This is a genomic window from Acuticoccus mangrovi, from assembly GCF_016411865.1.
Lineage (GTDB): Bacteria > Pseudomonadota > Alphaproteobacteria > Rhizobiales > Amorphaceae > Acuticoccus > Acuticoccus mangrovi.
Genome location: NZ_JAEKJA010000001.1, coordinates 547,741 through 571,345 on the forward strand (window position 1 = coordinate 547,741; position 23,605 = coordinate 571,345).

22 protein-coding genes and 1 tRNA gene are annotated in these 23,605 nt (G+C 70.8%); 14 read left to right on the forward strand and 9 right to left on the reverse strand.

Annotated elements, in window-relative coordinates:
• Window positions 1–184: 184 nt before the first annotated feature.
• On the forward strand, window positions 185–1,798 hold the full coding sequence (locus JCR33_RS02490) for a peptide chain release factor 3 (protein WP_198880409.1): 1,614 nt from the start codon (window positions 185–187) through the stop codon (window positions 1,796–1,798).
• Between the two features lie 43 nt (window positions 1,799–1,841).
• On the opposite strand, the gene JCR33_RS02495 is transcribed toward JCR33_RS02490, so the two are convergent.
• From JCR33_RS02495 to JCR33_RS02510, 4 genes are all read right to left on the reverse strand, one after another.
• The gene (locus JCR33_RS02495; RefSeq protein ID WP_198880410.1) at window positions 1,842–3,269 is read right to left on the reverse strand and encodes an aldehyde dehydrogenase family protein; all 1,428 of its coding nucleotides are present in this window, start codon (window positions 3,267–3,269) and stop codon (window positions 1,842–1,844) included.
• 2 nt (window positions 3,270–3,271) lie between these two features.
• Window positions 3,272–4,003 (reverse strand): orotidine 5'-phosphate decarboxylase / HUMPS family protein, encoded by a 732-nt coding sequence (locus JCR33_RS02500; protein WP_198880411.1) that lies wholly within the window; start codon window positions 4,001–4,003, stop codon window positions 3,272–3,274.
• A gap of 152 nt (window positions 4,004–4,155) precedes the next feature.
• The gene (locus JCR33_RS02505) at window positions 4,156–5,118 is read right to left on the reverse strand and encodes a CobW family GTP-binding protein (RefSeq protein WP_198880412.1); all 963 of its coding nucleotides are present in this window, start codon (window positions 5,116–5,118) and stop codon (window positions 4,156–4,158) included.
• The gene (locus tag JCR33_RS02510; protein WP_198880413.1) at window positions 5,115–5,636 is read right to left on the reverse strand and encodes a CinA family protein; all 522 of its coding nucleotides are present in this window, start codon (window positions 5,634–5,636) and stop codon (window positions 5,115–5,117) included. Before JCR33_RS02510 ends, JCR33_RS02505 begins: the two co-directional genes overlap by 4 nt.
• Before the next feature lie 200 nt (window positions 5,637–5,836).
• On the opposite strand from JCR33_RS02510, the gene pdxR reads away from it, so the two are divergent.
• Entirely contained in the window at window positions 5,837–7,291 is a 1,455-nt protein-coding gene (gene pdxR, locus JCR33_RS02515; RefSeq protein WP_198880414.1) for a MocR-like pyridoxine biosynthesis transcription factor PdxR, read from the forward strand.
• 79 nt (window positions 7,292–7,370) lie between these two features.
• Entirely contained in the window at window positions 7,371–7,841 is a 471-nt protein-coding gene (locus tag JCR33_RS02520) for a DapH/DapD/GlmU-related protein (protein WP_198880415.1), read from the forward strand.
• Between the two features lie 1,328 nt (window positions 7,842–9,169).
• Here JCR33_RS02520 and JCR33_RS02525 read toward each other — a convergent pair.
• Window positions 9,170–9,253, reverse strand: a tRNA-Leu gene (locus tag JCR33_RS02525).
• Between the two features lie 188 nt (window positions 9,254–9,441).
• On the opposite strand from JCR33_RS02525, the gene JCR33_RS02530 reads away from it, so the two are divergent.
• Window positions 9,442–9,918 (forward strand): OsmC family protein, encoded by a 477-nt coding sequence (locus tag JCR33_RS02530; protein ID WP_198880416.1) that lies wholly within the window; start codon window positions 9,442–9,444, stop codon window positions 9,916–9,918.
• Here the strand turns inward: JCR33_RS02530 and JCR33_RS02535 are convergent.
• Window positions 9,897–10,547 carry a TetR/AcrR family transcriptional regulator gene (locus JCR33_RS02535; protein ID WP_198880417.1) on the reverse strand — a complete coding sequence of 217 codons (651 nt, stop codon included), beginning with the start codon at window positions 10,545–10,547 and terminating at the stop codon, window positions 9,897–9,899. The two genes, JCR33_RS02530 and JCR33_RS02535, sit on opposite strands and share 22 nt — an antisense overlap.
• A 100-nt stretch (window positions 10,548–10,647) precedes the next feature.
• Here JCR33_RS02535 and JCR33_RS02540 point away from each other — a divergent pair, with 100 nt between their 5' ends.
• Together JCR33_RS02540 and JCR33_RS02545 are read left to right on the forward strand one after the other, a co-directional pair.
• On the forward strand, window positions 10,648–11,601 hold the full coding sequence (locus tag JCR33_RS02540) for a homocysteine S-methyltransferase family protein (protein WP_198880418.1): 954 nt from the start codon (window positions 10,648–10,650) through the stop codon (window positions 11,599–11,601).
• A 420-nt stretch (window positions 11,602–12,021) separates the two neighbouring features.
• A complete protein-coding gene (locus tag JCR33_RS02545; protein WP_198880419.1) occupies window positions 12,022–13,380 on the forward strand; it encodes an MmgE/PrpD family protein in 1,359 nt (452 codons plus the stop codon).
• Here JCR33_RS02545 and JCR33_RS02550 read toward each other — a convergent pair.
• Complete coding sequence (locus JCR33_RS02550; protein WP_198880420.1) at window positions 13,377–14,405, reverse strand: LacI family DNA-binding transcriptional regulator; 1,029 nt, start codon at window positions 14,403–14,405, stop codon at window positions 13,377–13,379. The two genes, JCR33_RS02545 and JCR33_RS02550, sit on opposite strands and share 4 nt — an antisense overlap.
• Before the next feature lie 231 nt (window positions 14,406–14,636).
• On the opposite strand from JCR33_RS02550, the gene JCR33_RS02555 reads away from it, so the two are divergent.
• From JCR33_RS02555 to JCR33_RS02570, 4 genes are all read left to right on the forward strand, one after another.
• Window positions 14,637–15,761, forward strand: a complete 1,125-nt coding sequence (locus JCR33_RS02555; RefSeq protein WP_198880421.1) for a CaiB/BaiF CoA transferase family protein — start codon at window positions 14,637–14,639, stop codon at window positions 15,759–15,761.
• Window positions 15,758–16,573: an enoyl-CoA hydratase/isomerase family protein gene (locus JCR33_RS02560; protein WP_332461101.1), complete on the forward strand. Its 816-nt coding sequence runs from the start codon at window positions 15,758–15,760 to the stop codon at window positions 16,571–16,573. Before JCR33_RS02555 ends, JCR33_RS02560 begins: the two co-directional genes overlap by 4 nt.
• 222 nt (window positions 16,574–16,795) lie before the next feature.
• Entirely contained in the window at window positions 16,796–17,254 is a 459-nt protein-coding gene (locus JCR33_RS02565; RefSeq protein ID WP_198880422.1) for an NUDIX hydrolase, read from the forward strand.
• A gap of 90 nt (window positions 17,255–17,344) precedes the next feature.
• Complete coding sequence (locus JCR33_RS02570) at window positions 17,345–18,820, forward strand: inorganic phosphate transporter (protein WP_332461107.1); 1,476 nt, start codon at window positions 17,345–17,347, stop codon at window positions 18,818–18,820.
• Here JCR33_RS02570 and JCR33_RS02575 read toward each other — a convergent pair.
• The gene (locus JCR33_RS02575) at window positions 18,786–19,424 is read right to left on the reverse strand and encodes a DedA family protein (protein WP_198880424.1); all 639 of its coding nucleotides are present in this window, start codon (window positions 19,422–19,424) and stop codon (window positions 18,786–18,788) included. The genes JCR33_RS02570 and JCR33_RS02575 overlap by 35 nt on opposite strands.
• Window positions 19,425–19,568: 144 nt before the next feature.
• Here JCR33_RS02575 and JCR33_RS02580 point away from each other — a divergent pair, with 144 nt between their 5' ends.
• The 3 genes from JCR33_RS02580 to JCR33_RS02590 are packed head-to-tail and all read left to right on the forward strand — an operon-like array spanning window position 19,569 to window position 22,178.
• The gene (locus tag JCR33_RS02580; RefSeq protein ID WP_198880425.1) at window positions 19,569–20,084 is read left to right on the forward strand and encodes a PepSY domain-containing protein; all 516 of its coding nucleotides are present in this window, start codon (window positions 19,569–19,571) and stop codon (window positions 20,082–20,084) included.
• Window positions 20,085–20,125: 41 nt separating this feature from the next.
• Window positions 20,126–20,803 (forward strand): response regulator transcription factor, encoded by a 678-nt coding sequence (locus JCR33_RS02585; protein ID WP_198880426.1) that lies wholly within the window; start codon window positions 20,126–20,128, stop codon window positions 20,801–20,803.
• A gap of 4 nt (window positions 20,804–20,807) precedes the next feature.
• On the forward strand, window positions 20,808–22,178 hold the full coding sequence (locus tag JCR33_RS02590) for a sensor histidine kinase (protein ID WP_198880427.1): 1,371 nt from the start codon (window positions 20,808–20,810) through the stop codon (window positions 22,176–22,178).
• Between the two features lie 98 nt (window positions 22,179–22,276).
• On the opposite strand, the gene JCR33_RS02595 is transcribed toward JCR33_RS02590, so the two are convergent.
• On the reverse strand, window positions 22,277–22,696 hold the full coding sequence (locus JCR33_RS02595; RefSeq protein ID WP_198880428.1) for a VOC family protein: 420 nt from the start codon (window positions 22,694–22,696) through the stop codon (window positions 22,277–22,279).
• 182 nt (window positions 22,697–22,878) lie between these two features.
• On the opposite strand from JCR33_RS02595, the gene JCR33_RS02600 reads away from it, so the two are divergent.
• Window positions 22,879–23,604, forward strand: a complete 726-nt coding sequence (locus JCR33_RS02600) for a phosphoribosyltransferase (RefSeq protein WP_198880429.1) — start codon at window positions 22,879–22,881, stop codon at window positions 23,602–23,604.
• Window position 23,605 lies beyond the last annotated feature (1 nt).

The window sequence follows — 23,605 nt, forward strand, 5'->3', positions numbered from 1 at the left end:
TCACGAGCTTATTCACCTTCGAGTGAACGGCGGCTCAGGGTGCGGAGCGGCGCACGAGGATGCCCGCCAAGGCCGCGGCGCTGGGACGCAAGGGGGCCTGAGCGAGCCGTGCGGCTGTTCGCGGGATGATTTCGTCGATGTCCGGCCACTTCTCAGCCCGTGGTACAAGGGCTACATCGCGTCCATGAACACACTTCTGCCGAATCTGTCCGCCGAAGCGGCGCTGAAGCCCGAGATCGCCCGCCGGCGCACCTTCGCGATCATTTCGCATCCCGACGCGGGCAAGACGACGCTGACGGAAAAGCTGCTGCTGTTCGGCGGCGCCATCCACCTCGCCGGCGAGGTGGCGGCGCGCGGCGAGCGTCGGCGCACGCGCTCCGACTGGATGGAGATCGAGAAGAAGCGCGGCATCTCGGTGTCGTCCTCGGTGATGATGTTCGAGCGCGACGGGTTCGTGTTCAACCTTCTCGACACGCCGGGCCACGAGGACTTTTCGGAGGACACCTACCGTACGCTGACGGCCGTCGATTCGGCGGTGATGGTGGTCGACGCGGCGAAAGGCATCGAGGCGCAGACCTTGAAGCTCTTCGAGGTCTGCCGGCTGCGCGACATTCCGATCATCACCTTCATCAACAAGGTGGACCGGGAGGGCCGCGACCCGTTCGAGCTGATGGACGAGATCGCCGACAAGCTGGCGCTGGAGCTCTCGCCGGTGACCTGGCCCATCGGGATGGGCGGCCAGTTCCATGGCTGTTTCAATCTCACCACCAACGACTTCCACCGCGTGACCGACGCCGGCGGCACCGGCTATGGCGGCACCACCAAGCTGTCGGGTCTCGATGATCCGGCGCTCGATGCGGCGGTGAACGGCGGGGTGCTGGAGGAGTTCCGCGCCCAGGCCGAGCTTGCGACGAGCGCTCTGCCGGCGGTCGACATGGAGTCCTATCGCGAGGGCCACCTGTCGCCGGTGTTCTTCGGCTCGGCGCTGCGCGACTTCTGCGTCGCCGACCTTCTCGACGGGCTCGCCGCCTGGGCACCGCCGCCGCGGCCCCAGCCGGCCGGCGAGGCGACCGTCGACCCCAACCAGGACGCCGTCAGCGCGCTGGTCTTCAAGGTCCAGGCGAACATGGACCCCAACCACCGCGACCGCATCGCCTTCGCGCGGATCTGCTCGGGCCGTTTCTCGCGCGGCATGAAGCTGAACCAGGTGGGCACGGGCAAGAGCCTCGCGGTGACCGCGCCGATCTTCTTCCTCGCCGACGAGCGGGAGCTTGCCGAGGAGGCTTGGGCGGGCGACATCATCGGCATTCCGAACCACGGCACGCTGCGGGTCGGCGACACCCTGGCGGAGCGGACCGACCTGCGCTTCACCGGCCTGCCGCGCTTCGCGCCCGAGATCCTGCGCCGCGTGCGGCTCGGCGATCCGATGAAGACCAAGCAGATGCGCCGCGCCCTGCAGGATCTTTCGGAGGAGGGGCTGGCGCAGGTCTTCCGCACCCATCTCGGCGGCGACCACATCGTCGGCGTCGTAGGCGCGCTGCAGCTCGACGTGATGGCCTCGCGCGTCGCCGCCGAGTACAAGGTGACCATCGACTTCGAGCCGGCGCCCTACGCGACGGCGCGCTGGCTCGGCGGCGACCCGAAGCTGGTGAAGGCGTTCGTCGACGGCAATAAGTCCACCGTCGCCGACGATGTGGACGGCGACCCGGTCTACCTCGCGCGCAACGCCTGGGAGCTGAACTACGTGCGCGAGCGCAACCCCGACATCAAATTCCTCGAAACCAAGGAAATGCGCTGACGCCGCCCCGCACTGCGGCCCGGGCTGGGGCGGGTGGGGCGCCTCAGCTGAGGTCGACCACCACGTTCTTCACCTCGGTGTAGAATTCCAGGCCGTGCATGCCGAGCTCGCGGCCGATGCCGGAGCGCTTGTAGCCGCCAAACGGGGCGTAGACGCTGGTGCGCGATGCGCTCGGCAGCCCGTTGACCGCCACCATCCCGGTGCGCACGGCACGGGCGACGCGCAGCGCCACCGAAATGTCGCGCGACCACACCGAGCCGTTGAGGCCGTACTCGGAGGCGTTGGCGAGCGCGATCGCCTCCCCCTCCGTGTCGAACGGCGTCACGGTTGCGACCGGGCCGAAGATCTCGCGATGGAAGGCGGGATTGTCGGCCTCTGCCGCGAGGATGGTGGCGGGGTAGAAGGCGCCCGGTCCGTCGATGGCGGTGCCGCCCGTCACGAGGCGGGCGCCGGCGGCAAGCGCCTCCTCCACGGCGGCGTGGACGCCGGCGCGATGGGAAGCGGAGATCAGCGGGCCGAGGGTGGTCGCCGTGTCGTCGTAGGCGCCGGTGCGCACCGCCGCTGCCGCTTCGGCGAAGCGGGCGAGGAAGGTGTCGTAGAGCGGACGCTCCACCAGGAGGCGGGAGCGCGCCGAGCAGGACTGGCCGGCATTGCCGAAGGCGGAGCCGACGGCGCTCGCCACCGCGCGGTCGAGATCGGCGTCGGCGAAGACGATGTTGGCGTTCTTGCCGCCGAGCTCCAGGGCGACGCGCTTGATGGTGCCGGCGGCGAGGCGCATGACCTCCGCCCCGACGCGGGTCGACCCGGTGAAGGCGATGCCGTCGACGGCCGGATCCTCGGCGAGGGCGCGGCCGACCTCGGCCCCGCCGGGCAGCACCGAGAGGACGCCCGCGGGCACGCCCGCCTCGGCGACGACCTCGGCGAGGAGAAGCGCGGTGAGCGGCGTCGCGGGGGACGGCTTCAAGAGCGCGGTGCAGCCCGCCGCGAGCGCCGGGGCGACCTTCCACGACGCGCCGAGGAGGGGGAAGTTCCACGGCACGATCTGGGCGACCACGCCGAGCGGCTCGCGCAGCGTCATGTCGAGGAGGCCGCTGCCGAGGGGGATCGTCTCGCCGAAGAACTTGTCCATCGCGCCGGCGTAGTAGCGGAAGACCCCGGCCGCCCCCTCGATCTCGCGGCGGACGGCGGCGAGGGGTTTGCCGGCGTTCTGCGCCTCGAGGCGGGCGAACTCGTCGAGGCGGGCGAGGATCCCGTCGGCGACCGCGTCGAGCTGGGCGCCACGCTCGGCGGGGGCGCGGTGGGACCAGTCGCCGTCGTCGAAGGCGGTGCGGGCGGCGGCGATCGCGCACGCCACGTCGTGCGCACCCGCGAAGGACACCTCGGCGAGGTCGACGCCGGTCCAGGGATCGACCAGGCGGGTGGCCGCTTCGCCGGGCACGAAGGCGCCGGCGACGAAGGGGCTTGTGCGCATCTTCAGGCCGACGCCGCGACCGCCTGCATGCGGGCGTAGAGGTCGCGCGCCGCGGCGCCGGGGTCGGCGGCTCCGGTGATCAGCCGGCCGGCGATCGCGAAGCGCCGAGGCAGGGCGTCCGCGGTGGCGAAGGCGCCCTCGATGGTGCCGCCGAGGGAGCCGAAGCCGGTGAGGAAGGTGGTCGCCTCGGGCACGTTCTGCGCGATCCAGGCCGCCCAGCGCTTCACCTTCGCCGCGTCGTGGGCGGGCAGCACGAAGTGGTCGGCGCCGGCCGCCGCGGCGCGGACGAGGATGCGGTCGAGGGCATCGTCGACGAGATATCCCCCACCGGAGATGCCGTAGTCGGGGACTGGAATCTCGCCGCCGACGACGGGGGCGATCCCGGCCTTTACCGCTTCGCCCACGAAGGCGTCGACGGCGGTCGGGCCGGCGACGGGAAAGAGGATGAGCCCGTCGACCCCCGCCTCGGCGGCGAGGGCGGTGAACTTCTTCGCCATGTCCGGCATGTCCGGGCCGGCCTTCTGGTGATCGTAGAGGACGGGAAGGTCGCTGAGGTCGCGCAGCGCCTTCATGGAGGCCTTGAGGCCGACCCGAAGCACCGTGGTGAGGCCGAGCTTGTAGCCGGCGACGCCCTCCACGCCGGTGGTCGCCTTCACCACGCGCTCGAAGGCGGCGAGATCGTCGACGTCGAGCGCCGGCACGATGCCCATCTTCCCGGAAAACACTGTCGGCATCTTCTGTCCCTTTCGTTCGACGGGGACTCTAGCGATGCCGGCGCGGGGTCGGGTAGCGCCTGGCCCTTTCCAAACGATGAGGCCAGTTGGCAACGGGCGGCACCATGGACGCCTCGCCCCGCGCCCCTTGTCCCTCGCCCTTTGTTGGTGGCTCAGTGGACGACGCGGGCGGCGAGGCGGTCGAGCGCGTCTTCCAGGAGCACGGCGGGAAGGTCGCGGGCGATCAGGACCATGCGATTGTCGCGGCCCGCCTCGCGGGGGGCTGTGCCCGGCGAATAGACGAGCCCCTGAACGCCGTGGAGCACCACCGGCTCGGCGACGCCCTCCACCTGCAGGATGCCCTTGAGGCGCAGGAGGGCGGGGCCGAAGAGGTCGCTGGTATGGTCGAGCCAATCGTCGATGGCACAGCGGGAGAGGGCGCCGGGGAAGACGCGCGAGGCGGTGGCGATCTCGACCGCGTCGGACGGCACGGCGTGGCACCGCGGGGTGCGGTTGGGGCGGCGGGAAGGGACCGCACCCGGATCGAGCCAGACGAGCGCCGCGTCCGGCATCTCGGCGGCGACGAGGCGATCGGCCATCGGATTAAGTGCGGTGAGGGCGCTTTCGAGCGGCGCACGGCGATGCGTGGCGATGTCGGTCTTGGTGATGAGGAGACGATCGGCGAGCGCCACTTGCATCCGCCCCTCGACGTGATCGGCGAGGGTGTCGAGGGCGTGCACCGCGTCGACCACCGTCACCACGCCGGACATCGCGTAGTGGCGCACGAAGAGCGGATCGGCGACGAGGGCGTGGAGGATCGGTTCGGGGTCGGCGAGGCCGCTCGTCTCCACCACCACGCGCGAAAAGCCCATGCCGTCCTTGGCGCGCCGCCGCACGAGGTCGTTGAGGGTCCGGTTGAGCGAGCCGCGCAGGCGGCAGCAGATGCACCCCCCTTCGAGCATCACGACATCTTCTTCGCCCTTTTCGATCAGCGCATGGTCGAGACCCACGCTGCCCGCCTCGTTGATGACGACGGCGGTGTCGGCGAAGTCGGGGGAGCCGAGCAGCCGGTTGAGGAGGGTGGTCTTGCCGCTGCCGAGGAAGCCGGTGAGGAGGACGACGGGAGTTGGCGTCATAGGCCGATCCGTCGGGTGAGGAGGTCGAGGGCGGCGCCGACGGCCTGGAGGCGCACCGCATCGCGGCCCCCGGCGAAGACGTGGCGCTCGCCGAAGACGTCGCCGCCGCGCAACGCGGACGCGACGAAGACGGTGCCGACCGGATTTTGCGCGTTGCCCCCGCCGGGGCCCGCGTAGCCCGTGACGGCGACGGTGGCACCGGCGTCGCAATGGTCGAGAAGGCCGAGGGCGAGGGCCTCCGTCACCTCCGCGCTGACGGCGCCGTGGGCAGCCGAGATCGCGGCGGGAACGCCGAGCCCCGTCGCCTTGGCGCTCGCGTGGTAGAGCACGTAGCCGCGCTCGAAGATTTCGGACGCGCCGGACACCGAGGTGATGCAGGCGCTGACGAGACCCGACGTGACGGTCTCGGCGGTGGCGAGGCGGATGGTCTTCGCCCGTGCGGCGGCGAGCACGGCGGCGGCCTTCTCGAGGAGTTCGGCGGGGAAGAGGCTGTCGATGGAGGCGAGCGAGTTCGTCATCAAAAGGTGCCGTATTCGAAGAGGGCCAGTGTCGAGTTGGTTGGTGGGCCCCGTCGAAGTCAACATGGCCGGTCGCCTGGCTCCAATGCTTCGCGAGCGACTGGACCCTCCCGCTGGTCCCTTTGTTCGGACGCGATGCTGGACCCATGGCGCAGGCGCTTCTATCAAGACGCCTCGCACGCTTTGAGGGGACGCGAACCGTGCTCGTGACGCTCGATCGCTCGCTGTCGACCAGCCTTCAGGAGCAGCTCTTCGACGGCATCCGCCGGCAGATCCTCGACGGTCGGCTGAAGCCCGGCGCGGCGGTGCCGTCCTCGCGCAGCCTGGCGCAGGAATTGAAGGTCTCCCGCAATTCGGTGACCTTCGCCTACGAGCGGCTGATCGACGAAGGCTATCTGGTGACGCGCCCCATGGTGGGCACCTACGTCGCCTCGCTGTTGCCGGAAGAGGCGATGTCGACGGCCGAGGGCGCAGAGACGGTGCGACCGGAGCGACCCGCCGGCGACAAGCGCGCCCCGGCCGCCTTCAAGGGGCGCCAGCACGCGATCCTCAACACCAGCCGCATCCCCATCGACTTCTGGACCCAGCGCACCGATCCGCGCGCCTTTCCGCTGAAGACGTGGCGGCGGCTGGTGCTCCACGCCCTCGCGACGGCGGGCCACAACCTCACCGAATATGGCGACCCTTGCGGGCTGACGAGCCTGCGCAGCGCCATCGCCGAGCATGTGGCGAAGACGCGCGACATCCACGTGCGGCCGGAGCAGGTGGTGATCGTGGCGGGTGCCCAGCTCGCGCTCAACCTCGCGATGCGCGTGCTCGTGCGCGAGGGCGACGGGATGGTGGTGGAGAACCCGTGCAGCCAGGGCGCGGCCTATCTCTTCGAGAGCCTCGGGCTGCGGCTCCACCCGGTGGACGTCGACGCCGAAGGGCTCGTCACCGATGCGCTCGCCGGGGTCGACGCGGCGGCGGCCTACGTGATGCCCTCCCACCAGTTTCCGATGGGCGACACGCTGTCCCTGGCTCGGCGACGGGCGCTGATCGATTGGGCCGAGGCGAGCGGGGCCTACCTCATCGAGGACGACTACGACAGCGAGTTCCACTACGACGGGCCGCTGCTGCCGGCGCTGAAGGCGATGCGGCCGGAAGGGGTGATTTATCTCGGCACCTTCTCCAAGTCGCTGGGGGCGGGGCTGCGTACCGGCTACGCCATCGTGCCGGAGCACCTGACGCGGGCGGTGGCGGCGGCGAAGGCTCTCCTCGACAACGGCCAGGTGTGGCTGGAGCAGGCGGCGATCGCCGAGTTCGTCCACTCCGGCGGCTTCGTGCGGCATCTGCGGCGGGTGCGTCAGCGCTACCTGTCGCGGCGCAATGCGCTGGTCGCGGCGCTCAGGGGCCGGTTCGGCGCCGTCGACCTGAGGGGGACCTCGGGCGGCACCCATCTTTCGTGGCGCCTGCCGGCCGAGCTCGGGCCGGCCCATCGGGTGGAGGTGGAGGCGCGGCGCCGCAACATCGGCGTCTACACCGTTCCCTCCGGCGGCGGCCACGAATATGGCGGCTCGCGCTACGAGGACGGCTGGCTGCTCCTCGGCTACGCCTCTCTCAACGAGGAGCAGATCGAAGCCGGCATCGCCCGCCTCGCCGAGGTCATGGGGTGATGGATGGTGGCAAGCGATTCCGCCTGGCTATAAGGGGACGCGTTGCGACCGGACGATCGGCAGGAGGCGTGGCCACACCATGAGCGATGACTACTGGAACCCGATGGACCCCAAGGCGAAGGCCGAGGGATGGATTCGCGGTCCGGCGGAGCGGTGGGACGTGAAGGGCGCGTTTCGTGTCGGCTACCATACGTCGATCAACGGCACGATGAAGGTGCGGCGGCCGGCCACCATCGGGCGCTACTGCGCGATCGGCGACAATTGCCGCTTCATCGCGAGCGGGCACGAGACGCAGATCGTAAACCTTCAGGTGTGGCTGCAGCAGGAGGTGGGAGCCGTCAACGAGTCGCGGGGAAAGCGACCGATCGAGATCGGCCACAATGTGTGGATCGGGGACCAGGTGATCGTCTTGGCCGGCGTGACGATCGGCGACGGCGCGATCATCGGGGGTGGCGCCATCGTCACGCGCGACGTGGAGCCGTTCGCCATCGTCGCCGGAGCGCCGGCGACGATGAAGCGCTATCGCTTCCACGAGAACGTCCGTCGCTAGCTCGCCGCGCTCGCCTGGTGGCACTGGGACCCCGAGCGGCTGAAGCGGAACCGGGCGCTCTTCGAGGTCGTGATCCCCGAGGACGTCGATTTCGACCTTTCGACCTTGGTGCAGGATTGAAGCCGCAGCGCTCGGCGACCCACCGTCCGCTCCGGCAGTGACGGGCTCAGGGCGAGGAGCAAGGCGCCTCGGCGCACTGCGCTCAAGCAGCCCGAAGGGCGGTAGCGTCACCAAGCCGGCGCGTCGGAGCGGATGAAGGCCGAACCGGTGAGCCACGCGCTCAAGCGGCCCGAAGGGCGGTAGCGCCACCAAGCCGGCGCGCCGGGGCGGCCGAAGGCCGAACCGGTGAGCCCCGCGCTCAAGCGGCCCGAAGGGCGGTAGCGCCACCCAGCCGGCGCGCCGGGGCGGACGAAGGCCGAACCGGTGAGCCGCGCGCTCAAGCAGCCCGAAGGTCAGTAGCACCACCAAGCCGATGCGCCGGAGCGGGTGAAGGCCGGACCGGTGAGCTACGCGCTCAAGCAGCCCGAAGGGCGGTAGCGTCACCAAGCCGATGCGCCGGGGCGGGCGAAGGCCGAACCGGTGAGCCCCGCGCTCAAGCAGCCCGAAGGGCGGTAGCGTCACCAAGCCGGTGCGCCGGGGCGGGCGAAGGCCGAACCGGTGAGCCCCGCGCTCAAGCAGCCCGAAGGGCGGTAGCGTCACCAAGCCGGCGCGCCGGAGCGGATGAAGGCCGAACCGGTGAGCCACGCGCTCAAGCGGCCCGAAGGGCGGTAGCGCCACCAAGCCGGCGCGCCGGGGCGGACGAAGGCCGAACCGGTGAGCCCCGCGCTCAAGCAGCCCGAAGGTCAGTAGCACCACCAAGCCGATGCGCCGGAGCGGGTGAAGGCCGGACCGGTGAGCTACGCGCTCAAGCAGCCCGAAGGGCGGTAGCGTCACCAAGCCGATGCGCCGGGGCGGGCGAAGGCCGAACCGGTGAGCCCCGCGCTCAAGCAGCCCGAAGGGCGGTAGCGCCACCAAGCCGGTGCGCCGGGGCGGACGAAGGCCGAACCGGTGAGCCCCGCGCTCAAGCAGCCCGAAGGGCGGTAGCGCCACCAAGACGGCGCGCCGGAGCGGACGAAGGCCGAACCGGTGAGCCCCCCGCTCAAGCGGCCCGAAGGGCGGTAGCGCCACCAAGTCGGTGCGCCGGGGCGGACGAAGGCCGAACCGGTGAGCCGCGCGCTCAAGCAGCCCGAAGGGCGGTAGCGCCACCAAGCCGGCGCGCCGGGGCGGACGAAGGCCGAACCGGTGAGCCGCGCGCTCAAGCAGCCCGAAGGGCGGTAGCGCCACTAAGATGGTACGGGCGGCGGGACTCGAACCCGCACGGCTTTCGCCTCCGGATTTTAAGTCCGGTATGTCTACCATTCCATCACGCCCGCAGCGTTGAAATCGTTAAAGCTTTTGCTGTGCTTTCTCCGGGTTGCCGGCACGTCCGTCGGCTGCTTGTCTGATGCCATTCGGTAGCAGCGCGGGTGGCTTTCCGGCAAGGGTGTGGCGCATCGGCGGTTCCGGCGCTTTCGCGTGCCGGCCGAGCGGGTTATGGCGCTTCGGCCAAGGGGGAGCGAGGATGGTCAAGGCGCACGACTTCACGAGCCGCATCGTCTGGACCGGGAACCGCGGGGAGGGGACGGCGCACTATCGCGCCTACGACCGCACCTTCGATATCGCCGTGCCCGGCAAGGTGGTGATCCACTGCTCCAACGATCCGGCGCTCGGCGGGGATCCCGGGCGGATGAACCCCGAGGACCTCCTCCTCAGCGCCCTCTCGTCGTGCCACATGCTCTGGTACCTGCACCTTGCGAGTGACGCGGGACTGGTGGTGACGTCCTACATCGACACGCCCGTCGGCTACGGCGAGGCGGAAAGGAGCGGGGCGGGCCGCTTCGTCGGCGCCGAGCTGAGGCCGGAGATCGGCCTTGCCGCGGGCGCCGACCCTGCCCGTGCCGACGCGATCCACGGCAGGATCCACGACGTCTGCTTCATCGCGCGATCGGTGAACTTTCCGGTGCGCGTCGCGGCGCGCTACGTGGTGGCCGACGGCTGAGGCGAGGCGCCGAACAACAGGCCGAGATAGGAGCGTAGCAGGAGGATCTGCTCGGCGAGGACCGGGGGCTGGCCGAGCGCCTTCGACAGCACGATGCCGCCCTCCACGGTGTTGGAGATCATGTCGGCGAGGGCGCGCAGGTCGACCCTCTCGCGCGGCGGGTGGCGCTCGGCGATCTCGTCGAGCACGGCGAGGAAGCGGGCACGCCAGCCGAGAACGGCGGCGCGGTTCAGCTCGCGCACCTCGCGGTCGAACATGCGCTCCGAATAGCAGATGGTGGCGACGAGGCAGCCGGGGTGGCCGGCCGGAAGGTCCCGCATCATCTCCGCAAGGCCGGTAAGGCCGGCGAGAAAGCGCTCCAGCGGATCGTCCGACATGCCGGCCGCCGCGGCGAACACCTCGTCGAGCAGCGCCTCTTCGGTGTCGAGGTAGCGCTGGAGGAGGGCGCGGGCGAGGGCGTTCTTGTCGCGGAAGTGGTAGAAGAAGCCGCTCTTCGTCAGCTCCGCCTCGGCGATGATCTCCTCGATGGAGGTGGCGCCGAAGCCTTTGGCGAGGACGCTCGCCTCGGCGATGTCGAGAATGCGCTCGCGCGTCGACTGCCCCCTGCGCTGCGTCGCCCTGACCGTCATGTCTCGCGTCTCCTCCCTTGGGTGCCCGACCCTACCACGAGTCCACTTTTGTGCCGGCTCGCCCGCCCCACCTCGCACGACAGTTCAACGAGGTGTCTTCATGACCAAGCATGCCGACATTCCACCGCGCCGTCCGGGTCTCCTGTGGCTGACCGAAGGCGGCATCGAGACCGAGATCATGTACAAGTGGGGCTACGAGCTGCCGCACTTCGCGATGTTTCCGCTGTTGGAGCGGGCTGCGCCGCGCGAGGCGATCCGCGGCATCTACCGCCGCTATCTCGACGTCGCCGCCCGGCATGGGATGGCCGCCCTCGTCGGCGGCTTCGACTATCGGGCGAGCCCCGACTGGGGTGATCTGCTCGGCTACTCGGCGGCGGCGCTGGCGGATGCGAACATCGGCGCGATCCGGTTCCTGCAGGAGATGGCGGCCGAGTATCGCGGCGATATCCCCGACGCCCGGATCGTCGGCTATGTTGGCCCTCGCGGCGACGCCTATCGCCTCAACCGCACCATAGGCGAGGACGAGGCGGCCGACTATCACGCGGTGCAGCTCGCCACCTTGCGCAAGGCGGGAGTGGATCTCGCCTGGGCGGTGACCTTCAACAACCCCGCCGAGGCGAAGGGCGTGGTGCGGGCCGCCCAGACGGAGGGGGTGCCGCTGGCGCTCTCCTTCTCGCTCGCCTCGAACTCGCGGCTCGCGTCCGGACGCACCCTGTCGGAGGCGATCGCGGAGGTCGACGCGGCAAGCGGCGCCTACCCGGCGTTCTATGCGCTCAACTGCTCCCATCCGATGGAGTTCGAGCCCGCGCTCGCCCCCGGCCCGGCGATGGAGCGATTGCGCTCGATCCGTCCCAACGCGGCGAAGATGGACAAGATCGCCCTCTGTAAGCTCGGCCGTCTCGAAGAAGGCGACCCCGTGGAGCTCGGCGAGCAGATGGCCGACGTCGCGCGGCGCTACCCGAATCTCGACATCTGGGGCGGCTGCTGCGGCACCTGCGAGACGCATCTGGAGGAGATCGCCCGGCGTCTCCAGCCGGCGCGCGAGGCGGCTTAGGCGCGGGAGATCGCGGCGCGCGGCGGGCGCGACGATCGGGCCAACCGCCGTGAAACGTTACATTGACAACGTTCAAGCCCCCACCTACCGTACCCGCGGGATAGGAAACGCCGTGACGAAAGCGCAGAAGCGGGACCGGAGTCACTCCTCAACCCGCCGCGCCCAACACGACGCGCCCGGCGCTCTCGCCGGGGTCACGCCGAAGGGGTTCGCCGCACGATCGGCGTGCGGCGAACCTTGAGAGAGGGCGCGTTTCCCCATCGATGGAGCTTGCCGGGACCGGTGGGGGAGCACGGATCGACCGCCACGCGAGGGACGACTGAGGCGCTGCCGTGCTGCAGCGCCCGATCGCGACCGTCCTGCGATCCCCACACAGCGCCGGCGGGCCCCGACCGCGCCTTCACCCACTGAGGACCTGATATGGACGGATTGACCCGCCAGACCGCCGCGTTCGCCGTCTGCCGGCCACTCGGCGGCGTGCCCGAGGCGGCGCTTCAGGCGGCGCGGATCGGCATCACCGACTGCGTGGGCGTGATGATTGCCGGCGCCGACGAGCCGGCCGCCGCCATCGCCGCGCGCATGGTCGAGACGTCCACAAACAACAGCGGGGCGCCGGCGATCCCCTCGGGCCGCAACCTCACCGCCACCAACGCGGCCTTCGTCAACGGCGTCGCGGGCCACGCCCTCGACTATGACGACGTCGCGATGGACGGCCACCCCTCCACCGTCCTCGCGCCGGCGATCCTCGCCGAGGGGTGGGCGCTCGGCGCCTCCGGCCGCGAGGCGCTGGAGGCCTACGTGGTGGGCTACGAGATCTGGGCGCTTCTGCGGGAGCTGGAGCCGGGCCAGCTCCACGACCGCGGCTTTCATCCGACGGCTGCCTGGGGCGCCGTGGCGGCCGCCGCGGCGTGCGCGCGTCTCAACGGGCTCGGCGACGATCAGGCCGCGCATGCGATCGCCATCGCCGCCTCGCTGGCGGCGGGCCTCGTCGCGAATTTCGGCACCATGACGAAGCCGCTTCATGCGGGCCGCGCCGCCGAAGCGGGCGTGCTCGCCGCCCGTCTCGCCAAGGAGGGCTTCACCGGCGCCACCGACGCGCTGGAGCACCGCACCGGCTTCATGCGCGCCCACTCGCCCTCCGGCGCGCCCGATCTTTCCGATCGCGACCACGCGCTCGGTGCCTCCTGGCGGCTGCCGGACCTCGGCGTCAGCGTGAAGCGGTATCCGCTCTGCTACTCGACCCATCGCGCCATCGACGCGATGCTCGACATCGTGCTCGAGAACGACCTCGGCCCCGACGAGGTGGAGGCGGTGCACGTCCACACCGGCGAGACGCAGATGGGGATGCTGCGCAACCATCGCCCGACGACCGGGCTGGAAGCGAAGTTCTCGATGGAGTTCGCGATGGCCTCGGCGCTCGTCGCGCGGCGCGTCGGCCTGTCCGAGCTCACCGACCGATTCGTGCGCCGGCCCGAGGTGCTCGCGGCGATGGAGAAGGTGAGCTTCTCGACGACGGCCGAGGTGGTTCCCGGCACCCCCTTCGCGCCGAGCGACCGGGTGAGCGTCACCGCGCGGGGCCGCCGGATCGACAGTCCGCCGGTGGAGTATGCCAAGGGCAGCTGGGAGCGCCGCCTCACCGACGACGAGCTGCGCGAGAAGTTTCTCGACTGCGCGCGCCGGCGGCTGGAGCCCGCGGCGGCGGGTGCCCTCTACGACGCGCTCCTCGGCCTCGGCGACCTCGCCTCGCTGCGCGATCTGCCGCTGACCCCGCCCAACTAGCTTTGGCGGGGTGGGGCGAGGGAGGCGCGCTCCACGAATTCGGCGGGCAGGAGGACGTGCTCCGGCGGCGTGTCACGCTCCCCGCCGATGCGGCGCAGTAGGAGGAGGGCGGCGGTGCGGCCGGTCTCGGCCATGTCCCACCGCTCCACCGAGATCGGCGGGGTGTGGAGCTCGGCGAGCTCCGAATCGCCGGAGCCGACCACGGAGATGTCGTCCGGGATCGACAGGCCGCGCACGCGGATCGCCCGCAGGACGCCGGGCAGCATGTCGATGCCGCCGGAGATGAGGGCGGTCGGCGGGGCGGCGCTCGCAAGGAGCGAGGAGGCGTTGCGGAACCCCTCGGCGGCGAGGAAGCCGGTGCCGCGCACGAGGCTCTCGTCCACCGCGAGGCCGGCCCTTTGAAACGCGCGCCGGTAGCCGCGGATGCGCTCGGCGGCCGGGAAGAGCAGCGGATTGCCGGTGAGGATCGCGATGCGGCGGTGGCCGAGGTCGAGGAGGCGGCTCGTCGCGCGGTCGATGGAGCCCGCATGGTCCGCCGCCACGGCGTCCGCCCACTCCGGCTCGTTGCGATCGAAGAGCACGATGGGCGCGCCGAACCCTCTGAGGAGCTTTTCGTAGGCGGGGTCGACGGGGGTGTAGGGGCCGAGGAGCATGCCGTCGGACTGGAGGCGCCCGAAGCGGTGAATCAGCTCCTCCTCGCGGGCGCGGCGGCCCTCCGAGTTGGAGATCACCAGGGAGTAACCCGCCTGGTCGAGCTCGTCGTGGGCCGCGCGCACGAAGGCGGCGAGCGCGGGAATGTTGATCTCGCGGATGATGCAGCCGACGAGCTGGGTGGAGCGGCGGCGCATCGACTGGGCGACGGCGTTGGGCTGATAGTCGAGCCGGTCGATCGCCGAGAGCACCGCGCTGCGGATCTCGGGTCGCACCGTGGCCTTGTTGTTGATCACGCGCGAGGCGGTGCCGACCGAGACGCCGGCCGCTTCGGCGACGTCCTTGATCGTGATGCGTCCGACCGTCTTGCGCATTCCGTCTCCATCCGCTCCGAGGGCAGGCCTTCAATAGGGTGCGCCGGCCGCGGCGCAAGAGAATTCACAACGTTTCATGATGCCTACATGCAAATTCGACGCCTGGTATCTCCTGGTTCTCGACAGTTTCGGCGAATGACTCGGAACGAGTTCGACGAATGATGAAACGTTACATTGACCCGGTCGCGGCAGCCACTCTAGGGTCCGGCCAAGAATGAGAAGAGGACCGGGATGGACGCCAACAAGCCGCTCGACGGGATCACCGTCGTGGAACTCGGCCACAGCGTGGCCGCGCCCTACGCGGGGATGATCCTCGCCGATCTCGGGGCGCGGGTGATCAAGGTGGAGAACCCCGGCAAGGGGGACTATGCGCGCGGCTGGGGGCCGCCCTTCTGGGGCGAGACGGCGTCCGCCTTCGCCGCCCTCAACCGGGGCAAGGAGGGGATCACCATCAACCTCGCGGACCCGGTCGACGCGGCACGCCTGCGCCGCCTGATCGCCGAGGAGGCGGACGGGGTCATCCAGAATTTGCGTCCGGGCACGCTGGAGCGGCACGGTTTCGACGTCGCGGCGATGCTGCGCGACAAGCCCTCCCTCGTCTGGTGCGATCTCGGCGCGTTCGGCTCCGTCGGCCCGCTCGCGGCGAAGCCCGGCTACGACCCGCTCGCCCAGGCGACCTCGGGCATCATGAGCGTGACCGGGGAGGCGGGGCGGCCGCCGGTGCGCGTCGGCGTCTCGCTGATCGACATGGGCTCGGGCATGTGGAGCGTCATCGGCATGCTCGCCGCCTTCTTCGCCCGCGAGCGATCGGGCGAGGGGGCGCGCGTCTCCACCTCGCTGTTCGAGACCGGGCTCGCCTGGATGACGCTGCCGCTCGCCGGCTACGAGGCCGATGGCGAGGTCCGCCGGCCCTATGGCTCCGGCGCCGCCGAGATCTGCCCCTATCAGGCGTTCCAGACGCGCGGCGGGTGGATGATGATCGCCGCCGGCAACGATGCCCTCTTCGCCAAGCTCTGCCGCGTCCTCGGGCTCGACCTCGCCGAGGATCCGCGCTTCCTCACCAACGCCGACCGGGTGCGCAACCGCGAGATCCTCGTCCCGCTCGTGGCGGAGGCCGTCGCGGCGCAGGAATTCGACGCGCTTGCCGGAGCGCTCGACGCGGTCGGCGTCCCCAACGCGCCGCTCTTGTCGGTCGACGCCGTGGCGCGCCACCAGCAGACCGAAGCACTGCAGATGGCCGTCGAGGCCGACGGGCTGCGCCTCATGGGCGTGCCGCTCACGATGGACGGGGCCCGCCCGCGCGCCACGAAGCCGGCGCCCGCCCTCGGCGAGCACGACGAAAGGATCAAGGCGTGACGCTGCCCATCCCCGAGCCGGTGACGAGTTTCGCGACGCTGACCCTTCGGACCCCGGCGCCCCACGTTCTCCTCGTGACGCTCCATCGGCCGGAGGCGCGCAACGCGCTCAACACCCAGATGGGCCTCGATCTGATGACGCTCTTCGAGCGCTTCCAGATCGCCGCCGACGGGGTGCGGGCGATCGTCCTCACCGGGGAGGGCGACAAGGCCTTCTGCGCCGGCGGCGACCTCAAGGAGCGGCGCGGCATGAGCGACGAGACGTGGCAGCAGCAGCACGCGATCTTCGAGCGGATGATGCGTGCGCTCCTCGCCTGTCCGATCCCCAAGATCGGCGCCGTCAACGGGGCGGCCTTCGGCGGCGGCTGCGAGATCGCGGCGGCCTGCGACTTCATCTATGCCGCACAGACGGCCCGCTTCGCACTGACCGAGGTGACGCTCGGCATCATGCCCGGCGCGGGCGGAACTCAGAACCTCGCCCGTGCCCTCGGCGCGCGGCGGGCCAAGGAGATCACCCTCACGGGCCTGCCCTTCAGCGCCGAGGACGCGGAGCGGTGGGGTCTCGTCAACCGCGTCTGCGCCCCGGAGCGACTGGTGGAGGAGGCCGTCGCCACCGCCACGCGGATCGCCGAGAACGCGCCGATCTCGGTGCGGCAGATCAAGCAATCCATCGATCGAGGGCTCGACATGGCGATCGGCGACGGCCTCGCCTTCGAGATCGAAGCCTACAACCGGATGGTCCCCACCGAGGACCGCCACGAGGGCGTCAACGCCTTCAACGAGAAGCGCAAGCCGAACTTCAGAGGACGCTGAAGCCGCGCACCGATCTGGCGGCAAGGCTTGCGCGGGGCTTGCCGCGCGTTGCCGGAATGCATCGGGGTCGCGGGTCGGATGCGCATCCTGTGCGCGTATCTGGCCTAGCCGAGCCCCCTCGAGCGCCAGCGACCGGGCGGTTCGCGGCGCTCTCCGCCTGCCCGGTGGTCAATTGTGACAACCCACTTCATTTTGCGGCGAAGAGTTGTCATGAAGGGGCGCATGAAAGCGTTCATCTCGGCTCTTCGCGACGATCTACTGCTGCCCCTGATCCGGCGGCCGCCGCTTCTGCAGGTGGCGGCCTTGTGCCTGCGCGAGGGGAAGGGGCGACCTGAGGTGCTGCTCGTGACGAGCCGCGGCACCGGACGCTGGATCCTGCCCAAAGGCTGGCCGATCAAGGGAACGGAAGGGCATGGCGCGGCGCTGCGCGAGGCGTGGGAGGAGGCGGGGGTGCTGCGCGCCCGGGCCGCTCCCGAGCCCGTGGGGCGCTACCGTGCCGTCAAGCGGCAAGACGCTGGCTACAGCATGCCGTGCGACGTCCTCGTCTACCGGGTGAGCGTGGAGGCGATGACGGACGACTTCCCCGAAAAGGGCGAACGGCGGCGGATCTGGGTCAGCCCGAAGAAGGCCGCGCAGATGGTCGTGGAAGCCGACCTCAAACGACTGCTCGCCTCGCTTTGAGAGCGGCGCGATCCGCCGCGAACCGGGCGCCGGCCGTGCCGCGCCCGGTCGCGACACCCTCACGACTGAGCGAAGGACCCCCGCGTGGCGATCGACGAGACCCGCACTCCCTTTCGTAAGCTCGACAAGGATCTGAGGCGCATCGGCCATGTCGAGTATGCGACGCAGGCCGTCGGGCGCCCGCTGATCGCACCGGCTCTCGGTCTCGCCTTCATCGTGTTCGCGGCGATGCTGTCGGCCCTCTTCCTCGGGCTCGACGACACGCCCTTCGTGGTGATCTGCGCCGCCGCCTTCGGCGCCTACATGGCCCTCAACATCGGTGCCAACGACGTCGCCAACAACATGGGCCCGGCGGTCGGAGCGCGCGTGCTGACGATGGGTGGCGCGCTGCTCGTCGCCGCCGTGTTCGAGAGCGCTGGCGCCCTCGTCGCCGGCGGCGACGTGGTGGAGACGATCTCGAAGAGCATCGTCGATCCCGCCGGCATCGCCTCCACCAGCGTCTTCGTGGGGGCGATGCTCGCCGCCCTCGTATCGTCGGCGATGTGGGTGAACCTTGCCACGGCGATCGGGGCGCCGGTGTCGACGACCCACGCCGTGGTGGGCGGGGTGATGGGGGCGGGCATCGCCGCGGCCGGCCTGTCGGCGGTGAGCTGGGGCACGATCGGGACGATCGCCGCGAGCTGGGTGATCTCGCCGGTCCTCGGCGGCGCCATCGCGGCGGCGATCCTCGCCTTCATCAACTGGCGGATCGTCAACCGGCCCGACATCCTCGGCGCCGCCCGGCGCTGGGTGCCGGTGCTGGTGGCGCTGATGGCGGGCGCCTTCGCCGCCTATCTCACGCTGAAGGGGCTGAAGAAGCTCGTTGCCGTCGACCTCAGCGGGGCGCTCCTCATCGGCGTGGCCGCGGGCTTGGCGGGCTATTTGCTGAGCGTGCCGGTGGTCCGGCGGCGGGCGCGCGGGCTCGAGAACCGCAAGCGCTCGCTGAAGACCCTCTTCGCGCTCCCGCTCATCCTGTCGGCGGCGCTCCTCTCCTTCGCCCACGGCGCCAACGACGTCGCCAACGCCGTCGGCCCGCTCGCCGCCGTGGTGCACGTCGCAAGCTCCGGCGACGTCACCGCCCAGGTGGCGATCCCCAAGTGGGTCATGGTCATCGGTGCGTTCGGCATCTCGGTCGGCCTGTTTCTCTTCGGTCCGCGCCTCATTCGCATGGTCGGCGACCAGATCACCAAGCTGAACCCCGTGCGGGCCTACTGCGTCGCCCTGTCGGCGGCGGTGACGGTGATCCTCGCCTCCACGCTGGGCTTGCCGGTGAGCTCCACCCACATCGCCGTCGGCGGCGTCTTCGGCGTGGGCTTCTACCGCGAGTGGGACGAGGGGCGGCGCGTGCGCCGTGCCGACGGCGGCCGCAAGGCGGGCAAGCGGCACGGGGTGGAAGAGCGCAAGCGTCGCAAGCTGGTGCGGCGGTCCCACTTCATGACCATCGTCGCGGCCTGGGTGGTGACGGTGCCCGCCTCGGCGCTTCTGTCCGCCCTCATTTACCTTGCAATTCGCCTCGCCCTGAGCTGATGCGGCGGCCGCCGCGGCGGAAGGTGACGACGCGGTAGAGATAGAGGGCGATGATGGCGGCGAGGAAGAGGTTCGTGCCGACATTCATCCACTCCGACACGAGCTTGTGCTGGGAGCCGAGCGCGTAGCCCGCGACGGCGAGTGCCGCGCAGAAGAGCACCGAGCCGACGGTGGTGAAGGCGAGAAAGCGTGGCGTTCCCATGTGGGCGATGCCGGCCGGGATCGAGATCAGCGTGCGGATCGTCGGCACGAGACGGCCGATCAGCACGGCGCGCTCCTGGTTGCGCGCGAACCACGCGCTCGCCCGGTGGATGTCCTGCGGCTCGATGGTGAGCCAGCGGCCCCAGCGCGCGGTGGCCCGCTCCACGCGGGCGAGGCCGAGGCGTTTGCCGACGAGGTACCAGAAGTAGGCGCCGCCCACCGAGCCGGCCGAGCCCGCAACGATGACGGCGACGAGGTTGAGCCCGCCGGAGCCGGCCGAGTAGCCCGCGACGGGCATGATCACCTCCGACGGGATCGGGGGAAAGACGTTTTCGACCAGCATCAGGATGGCGATGCCGAGATAGCCGGTTCGTTCCACCAGCGCCGTGATCCAGTCGAACATGACTCTCCTCGTCTCGTTGTCAGGGCATAACGCCGAGGCGAGGTCCGCGGTTGAAGTATGGCCAAAATCAAATGTTGCCGACATGACAGTGGCCGCGCGCCTCCATAGATCCTTCCCCGAAATCGTTGGATGGAGGGGACGACCATGAGCATGAAGACAATCGCCGCAGCCGCCGTCCTCGCGGGGCTCGGCGCGCCGCTCGCGCTGGCGCAGGAGGCCTCGCCCTCGCGGATCGGCATGGGCGCGGCCGTCGCGGCGGCGCTCGCCGAGGTGCCCGGGGGCGTCCTCGAGGCGGAGCTCGAGCGGGAGCGCGGCGGGCTCGTCTACGAGATCGAGATCGCCGGCACGGAGACGCTCCACGAGGTGGTGGTGGACGCTGCGACGGGCAAGGTGGTGTCGGCCGAAACGCGCGCCATCGAGGGGATGTGGCGGGGCTGGTTCGCCTCCGAGCGCTTCGAGGCGGCGCGCGGCGCGAGCGGTCGGCTGGCGCAGTTCATCGCTGCCGCCGAGGAGCGGGGCGGCGGCAGCGCGAAGGAGCTCTCCCTCGACGAGGAGAACGGTCGCCTCTACTACGAATTCGAGCTTCTCGCCCCGACCGGGGAGGTGGACGTCGCCGTCGATCTCGCGACCGGCGAGGTGCTCCTCGGCGACGTCGACTGAGGCGGTCGCGTCGGCTCGCGAAGCGCACCTGGGAGAACCGCATGCGCCTGCTCCTCGTGGAGGACGACCGCCGGGTCGCCGCCCACATCGCCAAGGGCCTCGGCGAGGCGGGTCACACCGTCGACGTCGTGGGGGACGGGCGCGAGGGTCTCTACCGCACGGCCGGGGAGAGCTACGACGCGGTGATCCTCGACCGCATGCTGCCCGAGGTCGACGGGCTCACCATCCTGCGCACCATGCGGGCGGCGGGAAACACGACGCCGGTCGTGATCCTCAGCGCCCTCGGCGAGGTCGACGAGCGCGTGACCGGCCTCAAGGCGGGCGGCGACGACTATCTCGTCAAGCCGTTCGCGATGTCGGAGCTGATCGCCCGGCTCGAGGTACAGGTGCGCCGCACCGCGCCGGCGGGCGAACGGATGCGGCTCGAGTTCGCCGACCTCGCCCTCGACCTTGCGACGCGCGAGGCGCGGCGGGGTGGTCGGCGCATCGACCTCACGCCGCGCGAGTTCCTGATCCTCGAATATATGATGCGCCACGCCCGCCAGGTGGTGACGCGCTCGATGCTGCTGGAGAGGGTGTGGAACTACCAGTTCGACCCGCAGACGAACATCATCGACCAGCACATGAGCCGCCTGCGCCAGAAGGTGGATCACCTCGGCGAGAGGCAGCTCATCCAGACCGTGCGCGGCGCGGGCTACGCCTTGCGCGAGGAGGATTGACCGCTTGCCGCGGATCCTCCGGAGCCTCACCTTCCGCCTGGCGCTGCTCTATCTGGCCCTCTTCACCCTGTCGATCGCGGGCCTTCTCGCCCTCGTCTGGTGGTTCGCGGTCTTGGAGCCGCTGCGCCTGGTGCGCGAGAGCGTGGCGGCCGAGGCGGTCGCCCTCGCCGCGTTCTACGACCCCGCCGATCCGGGGCCGCTGGTGGATCGCCTCGCCCTGCGCGGCGAGACGCCGGGTGAGCATCACGGTCTCCATGCGCTGGTGTCGGCCGACGGGCGCATCCTCGCCGCCAACATGACGCGCTGGCCGGCGCGCGGGAACGGCGATTGGCTGCAGTTCGAGCTCGACGAGTTCGAGATGCCCGACGGCCGGGAGCGCGAGGTGCTCGCCTACGATGTCGGTTTGCCGGACGGAGCGCGTCTCCTCGTGGGGCGCGACATCGAGGAGCTCGACGATCGGGAGGAGCTGATCGCCAACGCCGTCGGCTGGGGCTCCGCGGCGGCGCTTCTCTTTGGTCTCCTCGGCGGCATCCTGATGAGCCTCGTCGTGGCGCGGCGCATCGAGGCGGTGAGCCGAACCGCCCGCCGGGTGATGTCGGGCGACCTTTCCGGGCGCGTCGCGGTGCGCGGCACGGGCGACGATTTCGACCGGCTCGGCGAGACGCTCAACGCGATGCTCGCCCGCATCGAGGAGCTGGTGGAGGCGGTGAGCCGCGTCTCCGACCAGATCGCCCACGAGCTGCGCACGCCGCTGACGCGGCTCCACGCCGATCTCGAGGATCTCGCCGCGGCGGCCGACACGCCGGAGCGGCGCCTCCTCGCCGAACAGGCGCTGCGCGAGGCGGTGGAGCTTCAGGCGACGTTCGACGCCCTTCTGCGCATCGCCCGCATCGAGACCGGCCGCCATGGCAACCAGAGCGAGCGGGTTGACCTCACCGTGCTGCTGTCCGACGCAGCCGACCTCTATGGGCCGGCCGCCGAGGCGCGGGCGCAGCGGATCACCTGCCACATCGAGACTGGCCTTGTCGTGCAGGGCGACCGCAACCTCCTCTTCCAGGCCGTGTCGAACCTCCTCGACAACGCCATCAAGTACGGCCCGGGCGGCGGCGTCGTGGAGCTCCACGGGCGGCGCTCCGGCGAAGCGGTCGAGGTCGGCGTGCGCGACCATGGGGCGGGCATTCCCGTCGCGGAGCGGGGGCGGGTGACGGAGCGCTTCTACCGCGTGCCGGGCGGTGGAGCCGACGGGGTGGGGCTCGGCCTCTCCCTCGTCGCCGCGGTCGCCAAGCGTCACGGCGCCCGCCTCGCGCTCGAGGACGCGGCCCCCGGCCTCAGAGCGAGCCTGCGCCTGCCGGCCGCCCGCACCGGCCGGAGCTAGAGTGCGTTCGGAAAGAGTGGAGCCGGTTTTCCGCTCGGAACGCGCGCAGAAGGGGACGCTGGAGCCGCTTCGGCGTGCGCGGGTTCATCGAGCCGGCTCTAGCCGCGCAGCTCCAGATTGTTGCCCTCGCTGTCCTTCAGATAGACCGACGTCGCCTCGCCGGTCGCGCCGTAGCGCACGCCGACGTCGCCCACCGGGACGCCGTGGGCCTTCAGATGGGCGATCACCCTATCGGCATCGAAGTCGGCGAGACGCAGGCAGAGGTGATCCATGTTGTGGCCCTCCGCGCCGGGGGCGGCACCACCCTTCCTGCCGAGCACGCCGTCCACCGCCACGAGGTCGATCAGCGCGTCGCCGGCCCGCAGGTGCATCATGCCGAGATCGTCGCGCCGTCGCGCGAGCGGCAGGCCCAGGATCCCCGTGTAGAAGGCGAGGGCCCGGTCCATGTCGAGAACGCGCAGCACCACGTGGTCGATGCCCGCGACGCCGAGGCCCTTGTCGGTCGCTGCCGTCGTCATCATCGTCCTCCCATGCCGTTGCCGCCTCGCTCTGATCTACCAGTCGATGGGGCCGGGGTGGTAGTCGCGCGTCACGGGGACGAGCGCAATTCGGCGGCGGAGCGTGGGGTCGGCGCCATTGACGGCCGCGGCCGGTGCGCGGCAGGGTCCGCCCGCATCCTGCCCGCCATGCCTGAGGACCGATGGACGACATCCCGAGCGCTCCGAGCGACGACGACTTCGTGGCTCCGACCACCGACCGGTGGCAGACGATCCTGCCGGCCGACCACCCGGCCGGCGCCGCCAAGCCGCCCTATCGCTACACCTATCCGGCTCGCCTTCTCGACGGGCGCGTTTTGGAATTGCCGTTGCGGCGGCTGCCGGACGGGGAGCGCGCCGTCGCCTCGCTGATCGCGAACCACGCGAGCTTCACCGTGGCGGCCGCCCTCGCCGACACGATGGCGAGCCTCGCCGGCGACGCGGAGGTGGTGGTGGGAATGCCGACGCTGGGTCTGGTGTTCGCGCCGCTCGTCGCCGAGCGCCTCGGCCATCCGAACTACATCCCGCTCGGCTACTCGCAGAAATTCTGGTACCGCGAGGCCCTGTCGGAACCCGTCCGCTCGGTGACGACGCCCGGCGCGGGCAAGCGCGTCTTCATCGATCCCAATCTGTTGCCGCGGCTCGAAGGCAGGCGCGTGGTGCTCGTCGACGACGCCGTGTCGAGCGGCACCACCATGGTGGCGGTGATGCGCCTTCTCGCCCGCCTCGGCGCCCGGCCGCAGAAGATCGTCGTCGCGATGCGCCAGGGCGTCCTGTGGCGCGCGGCGCTGAAGGCGGACGCCGCGCTCGTCACCGGCGTCTTCGCCGGGCCGCTGTTTCGGCGCGTCCCCGGAGGCTGGGCGCCCATCGAGGGGACGATGGACGCCTGAC